The 16104-nt window shown below is 60.7% G+C and carries 18 protein-coding genes; 12 read left to right on the plus strand and 6 right to left on the minus strand.

Features of this window, described 5'->3' with window-relative positions:
* Positions 1-183: 183 nt before the first annotated feature.
* The 8 genes from nudC (at position 184) to AB5Y82_RS10720 (ending at position 9034) form a co-directional block, all read left to right on the plus strand.
* Positions 184-963: an NAD(+) diphosphatase gene (gene nudC / locus AB5Y82_RS10685; RefSeq protein WP_111901292.1), complete on the plus strand. Its 780-nt coding sequence runs from the start codon at positions 184-186 to the stop codon at positions 961-963.
* Positions 964-1145: 182 nt separating this feature from the next.
* The gene (hemE, locus tag AB5Y82_RS10690; protein ID WP_005354434.1) at positions 1146-2213 is read left to right on the plus strand and encodes a uroporphyrinogen decarboxylase; all 1068 of its coding nucleotides are present in this window, start codon (positions 1146-1148) and stop codon (positions 2211-2213) included.
* Positions 2214-2324: 111 nt separating this feature from the next.
* A complete protein-coding gene (locus AB5Y82_RS10695; protein WP_111901293.1) occupies positions 2325-3254 on the plus strand; it encodes an ROK family protein in 930 nt (309 codons plus the stop codon).
* 60 nt (positions 3255-3314) lie between these two features.
* Entirely contained in the window at positions 3315-4325 is a 1011-nt protein-coding gene (gene epd / locus AB5Y82_RS10700; RefSeq protein ID WP_042010525.1) for an erythrose-4-phosphate dehydrogenase, read from the plus strand.
* Positions 4326-4386: 61 nt separating this feature from the next.
* The gene (locus AB5Y82_RS10705; RefSeq protein WP_005340965.1) at positions 4387-5550 is read left to right on the plus strand and encodes a phosphoglycerate kinase; all 1164 of its coding nucleotides are present in this window, start codon (positions 4387-4389) and stop codon (positions 5548-5550) included.
* 115 nt (positions 5551-5665) lie between these two features.
* Entirely contained in the window at positions 5666-6745 is a 1080-nt protein-coding gene (gene fbaA, locus AB5Y82_RS10710; RefSeq protein ID WP_005335434.1) for a class II fructose-bisphosphate aldolase, read from the plus strand.
* A 159-nt stretch (positions 6746-6904) separates the two neighbouring features.
* A complete protein-coding gene (locus tag AB5Y82_RS10715; protein ID WP_368173945.1) occupies positions 6905-8209 on the plus strand; it encodes an NAD(P)/FAD-dependent oxidoreductase in 1305 nt (434 codons plus the stop codon).
* A 237-nt stretch (positions 8210-8446) separates the two neighbouring features.
* Entirely contained in the window at positions 8447-9034 is a 588-nt protein-coding gene (locus AB5Y82_RS10720; RefSeq protein WP_236323403.1) for a hypothetical protein, read from the plus strand.
* A gap of 54 nt (positions 9035-9088) precedes the next feature.
* On the opposite strand, the gene AB5Y82_RS10725 is transcribed toward AB5Y82_RS10720, so the two are convergent.
* From AB5Y82_RS10725 to cutA, 4 genes are all read right to left on the minus strand, one after another.
* On the minus strand, positions 9089-9502 hold the full coding sequence (locus tag AB5Y82_RS10725) for a hypothetical protein (protein WP_005335431.1): 414 nt from the start codon (positions 9500-9502) through the stop codon (positions 9089-9091).
* Between the two features lie 70 nt (positions 9503-9572).
* On the minus strand, positions 9573-10064 hold the full coding sequence (locus tag AB5Y82_RS10730; RefSeq protein ID WP_064335563.1) for an N-acetyltransferase: 492 nt from the start codon (positions 10062-10064) through the stop codon (positions 9573-9575).
* On the minus strand, positions 10054-11853 hold the full coding sequence (locus tag AB5Y82_RS10735) for a protein-disulfide reductase DsbD (protein WP_111901296.1): 1800 nt from the start codon (positions 11851-11853) through the stop codon (positions 10054-10056). Before AB5Y82_RS10735 ends, AB5Y82_RS10730 begins: the two co-directional genes overlap by 11 nt.
* Positions 11850-12167 carry a divalent-cation tolerance protein CutA gene (gene cutA, locus AB5Y82_RS10740; protein ID WP_111901297.1) on the minus strand — a complete coding sequence of 106 codons (318 nt, stop codon included), beginning with the start codon at positions 12165-12167 and terminating at the stop codon, positions 11850-11852. Before cutA ends, AB5Y82_RS10735 begins: the two co-directional genes overlap by 4 nt.
* Positions 12168-12411: 244 nt before the next feature.
* Between cutA and AB5Y82_RS10745 the strand changes: the two genes are divergently transcribed.
* A complete protein-coding gene (locus AB5Y82_RS10745) occupies positions 12412-12768 on the plus strand; it encodes a hypothetical protein (RefSeq protein WP_005362699.1) in 357 nt (118 codons plus the stop codon).
* A 162-nt stretch (positions 12769-12930) separates the two neighbouring features.
* Here AB5Y82_RS10745 and AB5Y82_RS10750 read toward each other — a convergent pair whose 3' ends face one another.
* The gene (locus AB5Y82_RS10750; protein WP_111901298.1) at positions 12931-13377 is read right to left on the minus strand and encodes a PACE efflux transporter; all 447 of its coding nucleotides are present in this window, start codon (positions 13375-13377) and stop codon (positions 12931-12933) included.
* A gap of 125 nt (positions 13378-13502) precedes the next feature.
* On the opposite strand from AB5Y82_RS10750, the gene AB5Y82_RS10755 reads away from it, so the two are divergent.
* A complete protein-coding gene (locus AB5Y82_RS10755) occupies positions 13503-14384 on the plus strand; it encodes a LysR family transcriptional regulator (RefSeq protein ID WP_111901307.1) in 882 nt (293 codons plus the stop codon).
* Between the two features lie 6 nt (positions 14385-14390).
* Here the strand turns inward: AB5Y82_RS10755 and ygfZ are convergent, their stop codons facing one another.
* Complete coding sequence (ygfZ, locus tag AB5Y82_RS10760) at positions 14391-15299, minus strand: tRNA-modifying protein YgfZ (protein ID WP_368173946.1); 909 nt, start codon at positions 15297-15299, stop codon at positions 14391-14393.
* A 111-nt stretch (positions 15300-15410) separates the two neighbouring features.
* Here ygfZ and AB5Y82_RS10765 point away from each other — a divergent pair, with 111 nt between their 5' ends.
* Positions 15411-15680: a succinate dehydrogenase assembly factor 2 gene (locus tag AB5Y82_RS10765; protein ID WP_005335417.1), complete on the plus strand. Its 270-nt coding sequence runs from the start codon at positions 15411-15413 to the stop codon at positions 15678-15680.
* 19 nt (positions 15681-15699) lie between these two features.
* A complete protein-coding gene (locus tag AB5Y82_RS10770) occupies positions 15700-16092 on the plus strand; it encodes a protein YgfX (protein ID WP_266135356.1) in 393 nt (130 codons plus the stop codon).
* Positions 16093-16104 lie beyond the last annotated feature (12 nt).

A 16104-nucleotide genomic window follows, 5' to 3' on the forward strand; every position in this document is an offset into this window, starting at 1 on the left:
CAGCGGGCCGCCTTCGGGCGGCCTCTTTATTTGCACCATCCGTTTTTTACGAATGGGACAATCGGCCACGGCGGGGTCGTCAGCGACCTGTGCTGGTCGTAAGATGGGAGCCATTCGCGTGGCGTTTGCCCCTTGCTCGGCCAGCCGTAGCCAAGGTTTTGTTTTAACGAGAGTGTTTATCTGATGTCATTAACCGAACAAGCCCGCTGGTTCGTGCTGGGGGGCGATCATCTGGTACTGCTCGATCAGCAGGGAGAGGTGCCACAAGGAAGTAAAGCGTGCCTGCCCGCAGCGCTGGCTGACGCCCCTTTCGAGCGTTTTGATGAGTGGCAGGGGCTGCCCTGCTATCTGCTCGATCTGGGTGATGAGGCCGACACGAGCGCTATGAGCCCGCTGCGCCAGCTGATGGTGGCGGGGGATGAAGAGGGGTTTCGTCTCGCTGGCCGCGCCTGGCAGCTCGTCACCTTTCGGCGTACCCACCGCTTCTGCGGCGAGTGCGGCGCCCCCATGACCCCGAAGGCGGGGGAGTGGGCGCAGGTGTGCCACCACGGCCACACGGCCTATCCGCGCATTTCACCCTGCATTATCGTGGCGGTGCGCAAGGGGCCGGAGATCCTCTTGGCGGCCCATCGCCGTCACTATCAGGCGGATGATCCCATGTATACCGTGCTGGCCGGCTTTGTGGAGGCGGGGGAGAATCTCGAGCAGTGCGTGGCGCGGGAGGTGTTCGAGGAGAGCGGCATCCGGGTGCGCAATGTGCGCTATGTGGCGAGCCAGCCCTGGCCCTTCCCCCACAGCCTGATGATGGGCTTTACCGCCGACTACGAGAGCGGCGAAATCCGGGTGCAGGATGACGAACTGGTCGCTGCCGATTTCTTTACCGCCGACCGCTTGCCGCGTTTGCCGCCCCACGGCACCATCGCCCGGCGGCTGATCGAGCGTTTGCTGGCGGGCGAGGGGTAACGAGGCGCTTATCTTTTCGCCAATCTTTTTGCACTTCTTGTTACAAGCGGGGCGGTCAGGTTTGCGCCCCTTCACATCTTTGCAACCGCGTGCCCATTTGCCACGTTTTGGGCAGTCCGATCCGGTGGGCAAAGTGGTATTATGGCCGCCATTTTATGCGTGATACGAACTCGGGAACTGGGATGAAAGAGCTGAAGAACGATCGATACCTGCGCGCCCTGCTGCGTCAGGACGTGGATATGACCCCGGTATGGATGATGCGCCAGGCTGGCCGTTATCTGCCGGAATACAAGGCGACTCGCGCCCAGGCGGGGGATTTCATGTCTCTGTGCCGCAATGCCGAGCTGGCCTGTGAAGTCACCCTGCAGCCGCTGCGCCGCTACCCGCTCGATGCCGCCATCCTCTTCTCCGACATTCTCACCGTGCCCGATGCCATGGGGCTCGGTCTCTACTTCGAGCAGGGTGAAGGCCCGCGCTTCGAGCGTCCGATCACCTCCATGGCCGACGTGCAGGCGCTGCCGATCCCGGATCCGGAAGATGAGCTGGGCTACGTGATGAACGCGGTGCGCACCATCCGCCGTGAGCTGAAGGGCGAAGTGCCGCTCATCGGCTTCTCCGGCAGCCCCTGGACCCTGGCCACCTACATGGTGGAGGGGGGCAGCTCCAAGGCATTTACCAAGATCAAGCAGATGATGTACGCAGAGCCGCAAACCCTGCACCTGCTGCTCGACAAGCTGGCCGACAGCGTGATTAGCTATCTCAACGCCCAGATCAAGGCGGGTGCGCAGGCTGTCATGGTGTTCGATACCTGGGGCGGCGTGCTCACCCCGCGCGATTACCGCGACTTCTCCCTGCAGTACATGCACAAGATCGTCGATGGCCTGATCCGCGAGCACGACGGTCGCCGCGTGCCGGTCACCCTGTTCACCAAGAACGGTGGCCAGTGGCTGGAGCAGATCGCCGCCACCGGTTGCGATGCGCTGGGTCTGGACTGGACCACCGACATTGCCGACGCCAAGCGCCGGGTCGGCGACAAGGTAGCGCTGCAGGGCAACATGGATCCCTCCATGCTCTACGCCACTCCGGCTCGCATCCGTGAAGAGGTCGCCTCCATTCTGGCCGGTTTCGGTCACGGCAATGGTCACGTATTCAACCTCGGCCACGGTATCCATCAGGATGTGAACCCGGAGCACGCCGGTGTGTTCGTCAACGCGGTACACGAGCTCTCTGCTCAGTATCACGGTCGCTAAGGCCGGGGCGAGAGAAGAAGAGTTTGTTTGAAATCCGGGGCCGCAAGGCCCCGTTTTACATTGAAATAGGCGCTGCAACGACGAGAAAGTGGCGCCCGTGCAGGAGGCAAGATGAGCAGCAAGTCACTGGATTGGGGTATCGATCTTGGTGGTACCAAGTGTGAATGCGTGGTGCTGGATGGTGACGAGGTGCTGCTGCGCCACCGCATCCCCACCGAGCGGGCTGGCGGTTATGAGCACATGATCGGCCAGATCGCCAAGCTGGTAGCTGAGTGCGCCGAGAAGATTGGCCAGCGTCCCACCGTCATCGGCATGGGCACGCCGGGGGCGCGGGATCCACAGACCGGCCTGATGAAGAACTGCAACACCACCGAGCTAAACGGCAAGCCGTTCAAGGAGGATCTGGAGCGCAAGCTGGGTGTGCCGGTGCTGATCGCCAACGATGCCAACTGCTTTGCGCTGGCAGAAACCCATCTCGGTGCAGTGCGCCAGCACCATCCCGATGCGAAAGTGGTGTTCGGCATCATCATGGGCACCGGGGTCGGCTCCGGCATCGTCATCAACGGCCAGATCCTCAACGGCCACCACGGCATCGCCGGTGAGTGGGGCCACAATGTGCTTTCCCCTGATGGCCCCGAGTGCTACTGCGGCAAGCGTGGCTGCGTCGAGACCCTGATCAGCGGTCCGGCGCTGGAGGCCTGGTACGAGGCGAAGGCCAAGCGCCACCTCTCGCTGGCCCAAATCGCGGCTGCCACCGCCCACGATCACATCGCCAAGCTCACCATCGACCGGCTGCATCTGCTGTTTGGTCAGGCGCTGGCCAACGTGATCAACATTCTCGACCCGGATGTTATTGTCATCGGCGGTGGGGTCGGTAACGTGCAGAGCCTCTACAGCGTGGGACGGCAGACAATTTTGCCCTTCCTCTTTAATCCCCGCTTCAGAGCCCCCATTATTGCTCCTGCCCTGGGTGACAGTGCCGGGGTATTCGGGGCGGCCCTGCTGGCCCGCGGTGAATTCAAGGAGGCCCTGCTGTCGTAGCCGGGGCTCCCGGGCGGCCGGTGCGCCGCCCTGTTGCTGGTTCAAGGAAACGGATTCTCGATGATCAAGATTGCCATCAATGGTTACGGGCGGATCGGTCGCAACGTGTTGCGAGCCCTCTATGAAAGCGGGCGCGACAAGACCATCAAGATCGTTGCCATCAACGAGCTGGCGGCCCCCGAGGCCATGGTGCACCTGACCCGTTACGATACCAGTCACGGTCGCTTCCACCATCCGGTGCAACTGGCGGGCAACAGCATGCTGGTGGGGGAGGATCTCATCTCCCTGTTTGCCGAGCGGGATCCGTCAAAGCTGCCGTGGCGGGCGCTGGGGGTCGATGTGGTGCTCGACTGCACCGGGGTATTCGGCTCGCGGGCCGATGCCGAGCTGCATCTGTCGGCGGGGGCGGGCAAGGTGCTCTTCTCCCACCCGGCGGATGCGGATGTGGATGCCACCGTGGTCTACGGGGTCAACCATCATACCCTCACCGGAGCGGAGCGGATCGTCTCCAACGCCTCCTGTACCACCAACTGCGTGGTGCCGGTGATTGAAACATTGCATCGAGAATTCGAGATAAATTGTGGTACTATTACGACAATTCATTCGGCCATGCATGATCAGCAAGTCATCGATGCCTACCACAGTGACTTGCGCCGAACCCGCGCTGCCAGTCAGTCCATCATTCCGGTGGATACCAAGCTGGCAAAGGGGCTGGAGCGTATCCTGCCCCACTTCGCCGGCAAGTTCGAGGCGATCGCGGTGCGGGTGCCGACCATCAATGTAACAGCGATGGATCTCAGTATTACTGTTCGTAAAAAAGTGACAGTTACTGACGTAAATCAAGCCCTGCAACGGGCATCCAGAGGTACATTACACGGTATTCTGGATTACACGGAAGAACCTCTGGTCTCCGTAGACTTCAATCATGATGCACACTCCTGCATCATTGATGGTACCCAGACCCGGGTGAGCGATGCCAACCTCGTCAAGATGTTGATGTGGTGCGATAACGAATGGGGCTTCGCAAACCGGATGCTGGATACCACCCGGGCCATGATGGCCGCAGGCTGAGCCTGCCCCGGGCGAAAGGTTACTGTTTTTAACATTACCTGGAAAATATAGAGGACTGAATATGTCTGTTATCAAGATGACTGACCTGGATCTGGCGGGTAAACGCGTTCTGATCCGTGCTGACCTGAACGTACCGGTAAAAGACGGCAAGGTCACCTCCGATGCACGTATCGTTGCGACTCTGCCGACCATCAAGCTGGCTCTGGAAAAGGGCGCCAAGCTGATGATCACCTCCCACCTGGGTCGTCCGACCGAGGGTGAATACAACGAAGAATTCTCCCTGGCTCCGGTTGTCAACTATCTGAAAGACGCTCTGTCCTGCCCGGTTCGCCTGGCCAAGGATTACCTGGATGGCGTAGAAGTCGCTGCCGGTGAGCTGGTTGTGCTGGAAAACTGCCGCTTCAACAAAGGCGAGAAGAAGAACACCGAAGAGCTGGCCAAAAAATACGCCGCCCTGTGTGACGTCTTTGTAATGGATGCGTTCGGTACTGCTCACCGCGCCGAAGGCTCCACCTACGGTGTGGCACAGTTCGCTCCGGTCGCCTGTGCTGGCCCGCTGCTGGCGGGTGAACTGGAAGCGCTGGGCAAAGCCATGCTCAAGCCCGAGCGCCCGATGGTTGCCATCGTTGGCGGCTCCAAGGTCTCCACCAAGCTGACCGTTCTGGAATCCCTCTCCAAGATCGCTGACCAGCTGGTTGTCGGTGGTGGCATCGCCAACACCTTCATCGCTGCTGCCGGTCACAACGTCGGCAAGTCCCTGTGCGAGCACGACCTGATCGACACCGCCAAGAAACTGGCTGCCGAGACCAACATTCCTGTGACCACCGACGTGGTTGTAGGTGCCGAGTTCTCCGAGTCCACTCCGGCTACCATCAAGTCTGTTAACGATGTGACCGACGGCGACATGATCTTCGACATCGGCCCGGATTCTGCCAAGGCTCTGGCTGACATTATCATGAACGCCAAGACCATCCTGTGGAACGGCCCGGTTGGTGTGTTCGAGTTCGACCAGTTCGCTGAAGGCACCAAGGTTATCGCTGAAGCCATCGCTGCTTCTCCGGCCTTCTCCATCGCTGGCGGTGGCGACACCCTGGCTGCTATCGACAAGTTCGGCATCGCTGACAAAGTCTCCTACATCTCCACTGGCGGCGGCGCCTTCTTGGAGTTCGTAGAAGGCAAGGTACTGCCGGCTGTTGCGATTCTGGAACAGCGCGCCAAAGCCTAATTGACCCGGAACGGGGGGCAAAAGCCTCCCGTTTCGTTTATCATGTGCCCGCTGTGCCGGTTCATGATGAACCCCCCATTTTTTATTAACGGCATACGAGACAGGACGATTAAACATGTCTAAGAAAATTTTCGACTTCGTAAAACCCGGCGTGATCACTGGTGATGACGTTCAGAAAGTGTTCGCCATCGCTAAAGAGAACGGCTTTGCTCTGCCGGCCGTAAACTGCGTTGGTACCGACTCCGTTAACGCCGTACTGGAAGCTGCCGCCAAGGTTAAAGCGCCGGTTATCGTTCAGTTCTCCAACGGTGGTGCCGTGTTCACCGCCGGTAAGGGTCTGAAGCTGGAAGGTCAGAAAGCTGCCATCCTGGGTGCCATCTCCGGTGCCAAGCACGTTCACGCTGTTGCCGAAGCCTACGGCGTGCCGGTAATCCTGCACACCGACCACGCTGCCAAGAAGCTGCTGCCGTGGATCGACGGTCTGCTGGAAGCGGGCGAGAAGCACTTTGCTGAAACCGGCAAGCCGCTGTTCTCCTCCCACATGCTGGATCTGTCCGAAGAGTCTCTGGAAGAGAACATCGACATCTGCTGCGAGTACCTGACCCGCATGGCCAAGATGAACATGACTCTGGAGCTGGAACTGGGTTGCACCGGTGGCGAAGAAGACGGCGTCGACAACAGCCATATGGATCAGTCCGCTCTGTACACCCAGCCGGAAGATGTTGCTTACGCTTACGAGCGTCTGTCCAAGATCAGCCCGCGTTTCACCATCGCTGCCTCCTTCGGTAACGTACACGGTGTATACAAGCCAGGTAACGTCAAGCTGACCCCGTCCATCCTGGACGCTTCCCAGAAGTACGTTTCCGAGAAGTTCGGCATCCCTGCCAAGTCTCTGGACTTCGTATTCCACGGTGGTTCAGGTTCCACTCTGGAAGAGATCCGCGAGTCCATCTCCTACGGCGTAGTGAAGATGAACATCGACACCGACACCCAGTGGGCAACCTGGGAAGGTCTGCTGAACTTCTACAAGAAGAACGAAGCTTACCTGCAAGGCCAGCTGGGCAACCCGGAAGGCGCCGACAAGCCGAACAAGAAGTACTACGATCCGCGCGTATGGCTGCGTGAAGGTCAGACTTCCATGATCGCTCGTCTGGAGAAAGCATTCTCCGACCTGAACGCCATCGACGTACTGTAATTCGTTACAGCACCTTGATTGCATGAAAAGGCGCCCTTCGGGGCGCCTTTTGCATTTCTGTGATCCGCACCGGTTGGTGAGTGGAGGAGGAACTGGGTATTATCGAAACAACTTTGCTTATTTTATTAAACAATTTGCAACCAAGGCAGGATGCTGAGTATGCAGGCAGGAAAGCACAACGGATATCAGGAGCACGTCGCCTCCTACTACGCGGCCACCCGCAACGACTCGCAACAGTGGCCCGAGCTGGAGGGGGAGCACAAGGCTGACGTCTGCATCATCGGCGGCGGCTTTACCGGTCTCAATACCGCCATCAATCTGGCTGATGCCGGTTACAAGGTCGCCTTGCTGGAGGCCAACCGTATCGGCTGGGGCGCCTCCGGGCGCAACGGCGGTCAGCTTATTCGCGGTATCGGCCACGATACCAGCCAGTTTGCCCGCTGGATTGGCGAGCAAGGAGTGCGCGAGCTCGATTTGATGGGGCTGGAGGCGGTGCAACTGGTGCGCGAGCGGGTCGAACGCTTCAAGATAGAATGCGATCTTACCTGGGGCTACTGCGACCTCGCGACCCGTCAGCGCCATCTGGCTGGTTTCGAAGAGGATCTCGCGCATCTGGCGAGCCTCGGCTATGAGCACGAACTCAAACTGGTCCCGCGCGAAGATATCCATACAGTGGTGGGGTCGGATCGCTATATCGGCGGCCTCATCGACATGGGCTCCGGTCACCTGCATCCTCTCAATCTTGCGCTCGGCGAGGCGCGCGCCGCCGCCAGCCTCGGGGTCTCCCTGTTTGAACACTCCAGAGTGACCCATATCGACTACGGCAAGCAGGTCGAGGTGACCACCGCCCACGGCCGGGTCACTGCCGATTATCTGGTGATCGGCTGCAACGCCTATCTCAACGACCTCAATCCGGAGCTGGGGGGGCGGGTGCTGCCCGCGGGCTCCTACATCCTCGCCACCGAGGTGCTCGATCGCCGCTTGCGCCAGCGATTGCTGCCGCAAAACATGGCAGTGTGCGATCAGAATGTGGCGCTCGACTACTACCGCCTCTCTGCCGATGGCCGCCTGCTGTTTGGCGGCGCCTGCAACTATTCGGGGCGAGACCCGAAGGATATCAAGGCCTTTATGTTGCCCAAGATGCTGCGAGTCTTCCCCGAGCTGGCTGGCACTGCCATCGAGTTTCAGTGGGGCGGCATGATCGGGATCGGCGCCAACCGGCTGCCGCAGATTGGCCGCTTGAAGGAATACCCAAACGTGCTCTACGCCCAGGCCTATTCGGGTCACGGTCTCAATGCTACCCATATGGCGGGCAAGTTGGTGGCCGAGACGATCCGCGGCGAAAGTCGGGGTTTCGATCTCTTTGCCAGTGTGCCCCATATCACCTTCCCCGGCGGCCCGGCGCTGCGCTCCCCGCTGCTGGCACTGGGAATGTTGTGGCACCGGATGAAGGATATCTTCTGACCCCCATTGTCAGCCGGCGCAGTGCTGGCTGAACGAAGCCCCCTTGCCATCCCTTGTTTATAGCGGGTTAGCACTATCGTTCCGCCTGATAGACCAAAAGATGCATTCGCGCCAATCTCGTCTGGTTGGCGCTATCTTTTAGGTGTGAGTGCGGTTATCTGCCAAGGGGCAAGAGTTTGTCTGATTACCGGAATATTTGCCGAAAAAGGGCCAGAGGGCGGGGAGAGGAGAGCCAAGATGGAGATAAATGTGGTCGCGTCAGGCGGGCTCAGCCCGCTGGCGCAACGGCAGGGTTCTCCCGCTGTGCAGGCACAGGAGCGGGCTGCAACTTCACCATCAACGGGCAGTGACAGCCTGGTGCGCGACCTTGGCGCTGTGCTGGATGAGCTGGGGCTGTCACCGCAAGGGGAGAGCAGTGGCGGGGGCAGTGTTTCAATCAGGGACTCGCTGGAAGCGTTCATCAACACCATGATGGGCTCCCTGCAACAGCAGCAGGAGCAACAGTTGGCATTGCAGCAACAACAGCGGCAAGAGCAGGAACAGCGCAAACTCGCCATCGCCGACAGCAGCGAAAACCCGCTCAAGCGGGATCTGGAGCGCCTGCTGGAGACGCTGGATCAGCAGGGCGGACAGGAAAAAGAGAGCGAGCAAGGAGCCGAGCGTGAAGCGGTCAACCCCTTGCAGAGCCAGCTGACCGAGCTGTTGGAGAGCAGTGGTGCGGCAGAGAGCGGGGTCACCCTCAAGGAGGTGCTGTCAGGGTTGGCTAGCAAGCTGCCGAACGAACCTGCCGAGCGAAAAGGGTATCGGGTCGATACCCAGGTTTGAGCTGGTTGGCAACGGCAGTCCAGTCGTTGCAGTGCGTAAGGGGCGGGCAGCCCTTTATTGGGCCGGCTCCGCCAGCCGCCATCCCTGTTCGTCCTTCATCATCCACACCTCGGCCTCTTGTGGCAGCACCTGGCCCGCCTCGAACTCGCCATATTTGCGCTCGAGCTCCATCAGCCCCATCTCCTGCTGGAAGGGGCCAACCCGGTCGTAGACCAGGTCCTCGTCGTGCAACACCTGCAACTGATCGAGCCCCTGCTTGAAGTGGAGCTGGTAACTCACCTTGACCAGATAGACCCCCTCCATCCGCTCCTCCTTGCCGAGGATGGTGAAGTCGCTGATATCGAACAGGTTGGCGTCTGTCTCGGCCAGCAACCTGGCGGTAACTTGGCTCCGGATATCCTCTTCACCGGGCCCTGCACTGCAGCCATAAAGCCAGAGGGCTAGCAGGGGGATGAACCACTTTTTCATCAAAACTCCGGACAAGTACAAAACAAGAGGGGCGATTGTGCCACGCGAATGCGCGGCGGCAAACCTCGGCTCACGGTTCCAGTGAACGTTCCAGCACGATGGCCTCGGCCCGATAACCAGCCAGCTCGCGGCGATAGCACTCGGTGAACCCTCTGCGCAGCCAGAAGGATAGAGCACTCTCATTGCTGGCAATCACTGACAGGCGAAGCCGGGTAGCCCCCCATGAGCTTGCCAGCGTGCAGGCGTGAAGATAGAGCGACTGACCACGGCCACTCCCTTGCCAGGGTTCCCCCACCAGTAACAGACCCAGATAGGCGGTGTCTGGATTGGGGTAGCCGCGCAGCAGATCAATGACAGCGGTGAGCTCTCCCTGCTCCCAGCGGCCGATGAGATGTTTGTCGGAGAGAGGCAGGCCGGATGGGCAGGCGACAAGTTCCTCTTCTCCTGCCTGTGCAGAGAGAGGGTCATTGCTCACCGCCGCCTGATAGGAGGGGGCCTGCTCGAACAGCCGCTGCAAGGCAGGTGCATCGCTTGTCTGTAGCCGACGCAACTCAGTGTGCATCACTTACCATCTCGAGATGTTTGGCAAAGGGGATAGGCCCCATAAAACCGGTGACCCGCTGCCCTGTCAGCTCCTTGCCCTCGCGGTCGAAGAAGATCAGGGTCGGCAGCCCCAGCACATTGAGACTGTTGAGCAGCTCGATATCGGCATCGTCGTTGGCAGTGACGTCTGCCTGCAGCAGCACCATCTGGCCGAAGCGCTCCCGCACCGCGGGATCGCTGAAGGTCTTGTGCTCGAACTCCTTGCAGGCGACGCACCAGTCGGCGTAGAGATCGAGCAGCACCGGCTTGCCGCGGGCGGCGGCCAGCTGCACCTTCAGATCATCCAGCGTCTTGACGCGGATAAACCGCGGCGCCGTTTGACTGGCATCCGCCGTGATGGCAGCAGGGGTGGCCGGTTGCAGCAGATCCTTGCCCACCACCACGGCGCTGATCATCGCCAGCAACAGCACGAAGCCGCGCACGCTTTTGGCCACTGAGTGGGGTTGGTGCTGGTTGTGGTGATAGAGATAGCCGCACAGCAGCAGCCCCCAGCCGAGCCAGGTGAGAGTGACAATCTGATCGCTCCAGAGCCGTGACAGCAGCAGGATCGGCACCGCCAGCAGGGCAAAACCAAACAGCTGCTTGATCACATCCATCCAGGCGCCCGCCTTGGGCAGTAGCTTGCCACCCGAGGTGCCGAGCAGCAGCAGCGGTAGCCCCATCCCGAGCGAGAGGGCATAGAGCGCCGCCCCGCCTAGCCAGAGATCGCCGCTCTGGGCCACGTAGATCAGCGCCCCCGAGAGCGGCGCCGTGGTGCAGGGGGAGCAGACCAGCCCGGAGATCATCCCCATGATGGCGACCCCGACTACAGAGCCCCCCTGCTGGCGGTTGGAGAGGCCGGAGAGTCGGGTTTGCAAACTGCTCGGCAGTTGCAGGGTGTAGAGCCCGAACATGGAGAGGGCCAGCAGCACGAACATCACCGATAGACCGATCAGCACATAGGGGTGTTGCAGCGCAGCCTGGAATTTCAGCCCTGCCGAGGCCACTACCAGCCCCAACAAGGTGTAGGTGACCGCCATCCCCTGCACATAGACAAAGGAGAGCAGGAAGGCGCGACCGGTGGAGAGGCGATGACCTGCGCCGGCGATGATGCCGGTCAGGATCGGGTACATGGGGAAGACGCAGGGGGTGAAGGCGAGCCCCAGCCCCAGCGCGAAGAAGGCGACGATGCTGAGCCAGAAACCCTGATGGCCGAGGGCAGCGGCCAGCTGATCCTGCTGGCTCACTGGTGCGACGCTTTGTGCCGTTTCAGCAGTGGTCGCTGTGGGCGCAGCGGCCAGCGGGGCCACATCGATCAGCTTGTCGGTCGGCGGATAGCAGAGACCGTCGGTACAGCCCTGATAGCGCACCCGCAGGGTGGCGTTTTCATCCACCTCCTTCAGTGGCACCGCGATGCTCACCTGCTGGTAGTAGACCCGGGTCTTGCCGAAGAAGTCATCCTCGTGCTCGGTGCCTTCTGGCAGGGTTGGCTCGCTGAAGGTGAGGTTGTTCCCTTTGAAGCGCAGGCTGTGGCGATAGAGGTAGTAGTCATCGGCGATATGGAGGGTCAGCAGCAGCTGATCGCCGCGCTGTTCGCTCTCGATCTGAAAGGCTTTATCGACCTGTAAAAATTTGGGTTTGGCGTTGGCCTCAATACCCAGCGAGCTGAGCAGATCGGCGCCGCTGGCGTGTGCCGGGGCGCTGCCCACCGCTGTCATCAGCAGGGCACAGAGCAGCAGCAGGGGAGAGAGTAAGCGGGCGAACGTCATGCGGTCTCCCCATTGAGCCAGTCGAGATAGGCGGGCAGCCCGGCACTCACCGGCAGGGCCAGCAGCTCGGGCACCTCATAGGGGTGATGGGCTTGAATGCATGCCTGCAGCTCGGCAAAGAGCGGCTGGCGGGATTTGATGATGAGCTGGATCTCGGTGGCGCGCTCCACCTTGCCTTGCCAGCGATAGATGGAGGTGACGCCCGGCAGCTGATTGATGCAGGCGGCCAACCGCTGGTTCAGCAGCTGTTCGCAGACGAGGTCGGCACTGGTTTGATCTGGGCAGGTGCAGAGCACCACAATGGCGTCGGTCATAAAGCGGATCTTCACCTCGTTGGGGTAAACCGGGCAGGCGCCCTTGCCGTGTCATCCCGGTCGTGCAGATGAAGGTGAAAAAGCGCCCGAAAATCAGCGGCTACTATACCCCAGAGCCGCTTCAAATAGCATCTGTAGCCATTTGTGAGCCAGCGCCAAAAATTAGTGGGGGGCATGAGATAGACGCTGTCATGGGGACAGGGCAGAATGAGCGGGCTTGTTCCCAATTGACGTAAGGAAATGTATGACCCAACAGAATGAGCAGCAGAGAAACCGCATGTTGAGCCTGCTGCGCGAAGGTGAGCGCCGCATGTTGGTTCAATTGGCCGGGCTGCTGCGCACGACCGCCGATGAAATCAATGCCGAGCTGGAGAAAGAGGAGCTGATGGCCACCCTGGAGCAGCCCATCACGGTGGAGTATCTCAACGGCGTGGTGCAGCACCATCTGTTCGAGCGCAAACACAAGGGAGATATGGCGGTTGCCCAGCAGATCCTGAGCGATTATCAGAGCGAACTGGAAGCGCTGCAGGCTGCCCAGGCACAGCCTGAAGAGGCTGCCGCTGCCGACGAGAGCGGCGAAGAGCTCAAAGCCCAGGCTTGAGCGACGGGCAGGCCTGAATCCTTACCTCTGAATCAGCCGGCCTGCCAGCGCTGATCCCTCTTGCGGCCCCATCATGTCTGCCATGATGGGGCCGTGTCGTTTCTTCTGTTGCCTTCCCTTGTTGACCTTCACTTCTCGGTTTCAATCCAACTGATTCGTGCCTTAGCGCGCCCCTTGTGGCATGCCGTGCGGCACTTCGCGGGGGATGGGGAACACCTTGTCATAGCCCCAGTTGTAGACGAAGGCATAGATCAGATAGAAGACGACGAAGCCCAGATCCAGCACCAGCGCCTCCAGCATGCTGACGCTCAGCCACCAGGACATGACCGGCAGCGCGACGATCAGCAGACCGCCCTCAAAGCCGAAGGTATGCAGCACCCGTTGCCACAGGGTCTTGTGGGTATGGCCCTGATATTTGAGCAGCAGCTTGTCGACCCCGATGTTGTAGATGTAGTTCCAGACGGTGGCCAGCACCGAGAAGAACAGTGCCAGCGGGCCCATATGGTTGAGCCCGACCCCGGTAACCCAGCTGGCCAGCGGGGCGGCAATCAGCAGGCCAATGAATTCAAAGCCAATGGCATGGCGCAGGCGATCGTTACGGGTACGCATAAGTCACTCTCTCAATCAGGTTCATTCACGGATTGCTGGTTAATCTATAGATCTTTAGCGATAGATTCATGTTGGTATCCATCGCTAAAATAGATGGATGAGAGGGCTTGCCGGAGGGCCATAAGATGACGCCATCACTGGAACAACTGAGGATCTTGCTGGCGGCCGCCGAAACCGGCTCGTTTTCCGCTGCCGCCCGCAAGCTGGGCAAGGCGCAGTCGGTGGTGAGCAGCGCCATCGCCAATCTGGAGATCGATCTGGCGCTCACCCTGTTTGACCGCAGCGGCCGCTATCCGCAGCTGACGGAGGCGGGGGCCCGCATGGTGCAGGAGGCGGGGATCCTGCTGGCGCAGAGTGAACGGTTGCAGTCCATTGCCGGCGAGTTGGCGGCCGGGGTGGAGACGCGGCTCACTCTGGCCATCGATGATGACTCCCACCTCCCCTGGCTCGGCACCCTGCTGGAGGAGTTCGCCACTCGTTACCCGACCGTGGAGCTGGAGCTGCTCTTCCCGCTGATGGAAGATGTGACCGAGATGCTGGTGACCGGCCGGGCCCAGCTCGGCATCAGCTATCAGAAGGTGCATCCGCAGCGGGAGATTGTTGCCCATTCGCTGGGGGAGGTGACTATGCCGCTGGTGGTGTCACCGGATCATCCGCTGGCCCGCAAGCAGCCGCTGCGGGAGGTCGATCTGCAGGGGACACGCCAGCTGATGGTGACCGGCCGACGGGAAGGGAGCGAGCGCCAGCGTTTTCGCATCTCGGCTCAGGTGTGGTGGGTCGAGGGGGATCTCGGGGTGCTGGAGCTGGTCAAGCGGGGCCTTGGCTGGTCCGCTATCCCGGAATTTCTGCTGCATCAGCCGTTGGCTCGCGGCGAAGTGGTGGTGCTGGAGCCGGACTTTATCGCCAGCCACGCGCTGGCGCTGGAGTTGCAGTGGCATCGCGCCCGCCCGCTGGGGCAGGCGGGGCGCTGGCTGAAGGAGGCACTGCTGGCGCGGGTGCCTCGCTAGCCGACCTTACTCGGTCAGGGCGTAAGGCAGGGGTTGCAGGGTGAGGCGGGAGCCTGCGTCCTGCTTGAGGCGGAATTGGGCGTCAGCCTCGGTATCTTTCGGCAGTACGGCGGTGAGCCACACCTGCCCGGCCTGTTGCCAGGCGTTGAGCACCATACCGCTGCGGCGCCAATTGTCACCCAGTTGCAGCTCCAGGGTATCGCCGCTGGCGACCGGCTCGCCGGTGGTGCCCGCCAGCAAGAACAGGGCGCGATTGTTGGCGCCGCGATACTTGGCGCGGGCCACCGTCTCCTGCCCCATGTAGCAACCCTTGTTGAAGCTGATACCGTCCAGCGCCTGCAGGTTGAGCATCTGCGGGATGAACTCCTCCTGATGCACCGCCTCCATGTGCGGCAGACCCGCCTTGATCTCGAGCCCCCACCAGAGTGACTCGTCACCTTGCGGCAGGGCGTCGGCTTGCTGATTGCTTACCAGCAGCCAGCGATCCTGTTCGATCTTCACCGCCATGCCGCCGTCGATAAGACCGCTCTGCAGAAGGCCAAACTGCTCGGTGATCCAGCCATCGCTGCCTGTACCGGCGATCCCGGTAGCGTGACGCTCATCGGCGGCGATCTCGACCTTGGAGAAGACGGCAAATTTCTTCAGCTCCGGCAACTGACGTTCCAACACTGAAGGGCTGGTCAGCAGCAGCAGACTGTCGTCGAGGCAGAGCAGGCGGAAATTGCTCCACAGCTTGCCCTTGGGATCACAGTGGCCACCCGGGGTCTGTTGCCCCGGTTGCAGGGCGTTGACATCACAGGTGACCTGACCTTGCAGATATTTGACGCGATCCTGGCCGCTGATACGGGTGATGGCCAGCTTGGTCAGGGGGAAGCGGGTCGGCTCGGCAGGAAAAACAGGTGGTTGCAGGCTCACGATGGTATTCCAGAGAGAAAGTATGTGAGCTGCATGGTAAAGACGTAACTAATGTTTGTCAGCCGGAAAATCCAGCTGGTACCATCCCCCGGTCTTTGTAAGGAGAGTGCCATGTTGAGCCCAGTTGAAAAATCCCGCCTGAAGTGGGCCTGCCGTCGCGGTATGCTCGAGCTGGATGTGATCTTTATGCCCTTTTTCGAACACGAGTTCGACTCCCTGAGCGAAGCCGATCAGCAGACCTTTATCCGCCTGCTGGCGAGCGACGATCCGGATCTGTTCAAATGGTGCATGGGTCATGGTGTCCCTGCCGATCCCGCATTTGCCGCCATGATCCCGATGATCCTGGAGCGCAATCAGGCGCGCCACGACCGCCAGGGGTAATACTGTGGAGCGGGTGATCATGAAGGTTCACCCCTCCCGCCATCAGCAATATTTGCTGGTGGCCCTCTTTCTGTTGCTGCTTTGGCCGGTGGCTGGCCTGATTGCAGGTTGGCAGTGGGCGCTGTTGCTGCCCGTCTGGCTGGTGGCGCTTTGGTTGAGCTGGCGGGCGCTCGCCGCGCCCCCGTTCGAGCTTGTCTGGGATGGCCAGTGGCTACAGTGGCAAGGTCGTCGCTATCAGCTCGACAAGAACAGTCGCATTCTGCCCGGCGCGCTCAGGTTGACGCTTTGTCCCGAGCCGGAAGGCTCTGAATCGGCGTCGCCACGGCAACTGTGGCTCTTCTCCGACGCCCTTCCCCCCGAACATTATCGCCTGCTGGCGCGAGCCATCCACTTTCTGCCGTCCCGACGTTGACGCCTGCTTCCC

The organism is Aeromonas sp. s13 (assembly GCF_040907905.1).
In the GTDB taxonomy this organism is placed as follows: Bacteria; Pseudomonadota; Gammaproteobacteria; order Enterobacterales; family Aeromonadaceae; genus Aeromonas; species Aeromonas veronii.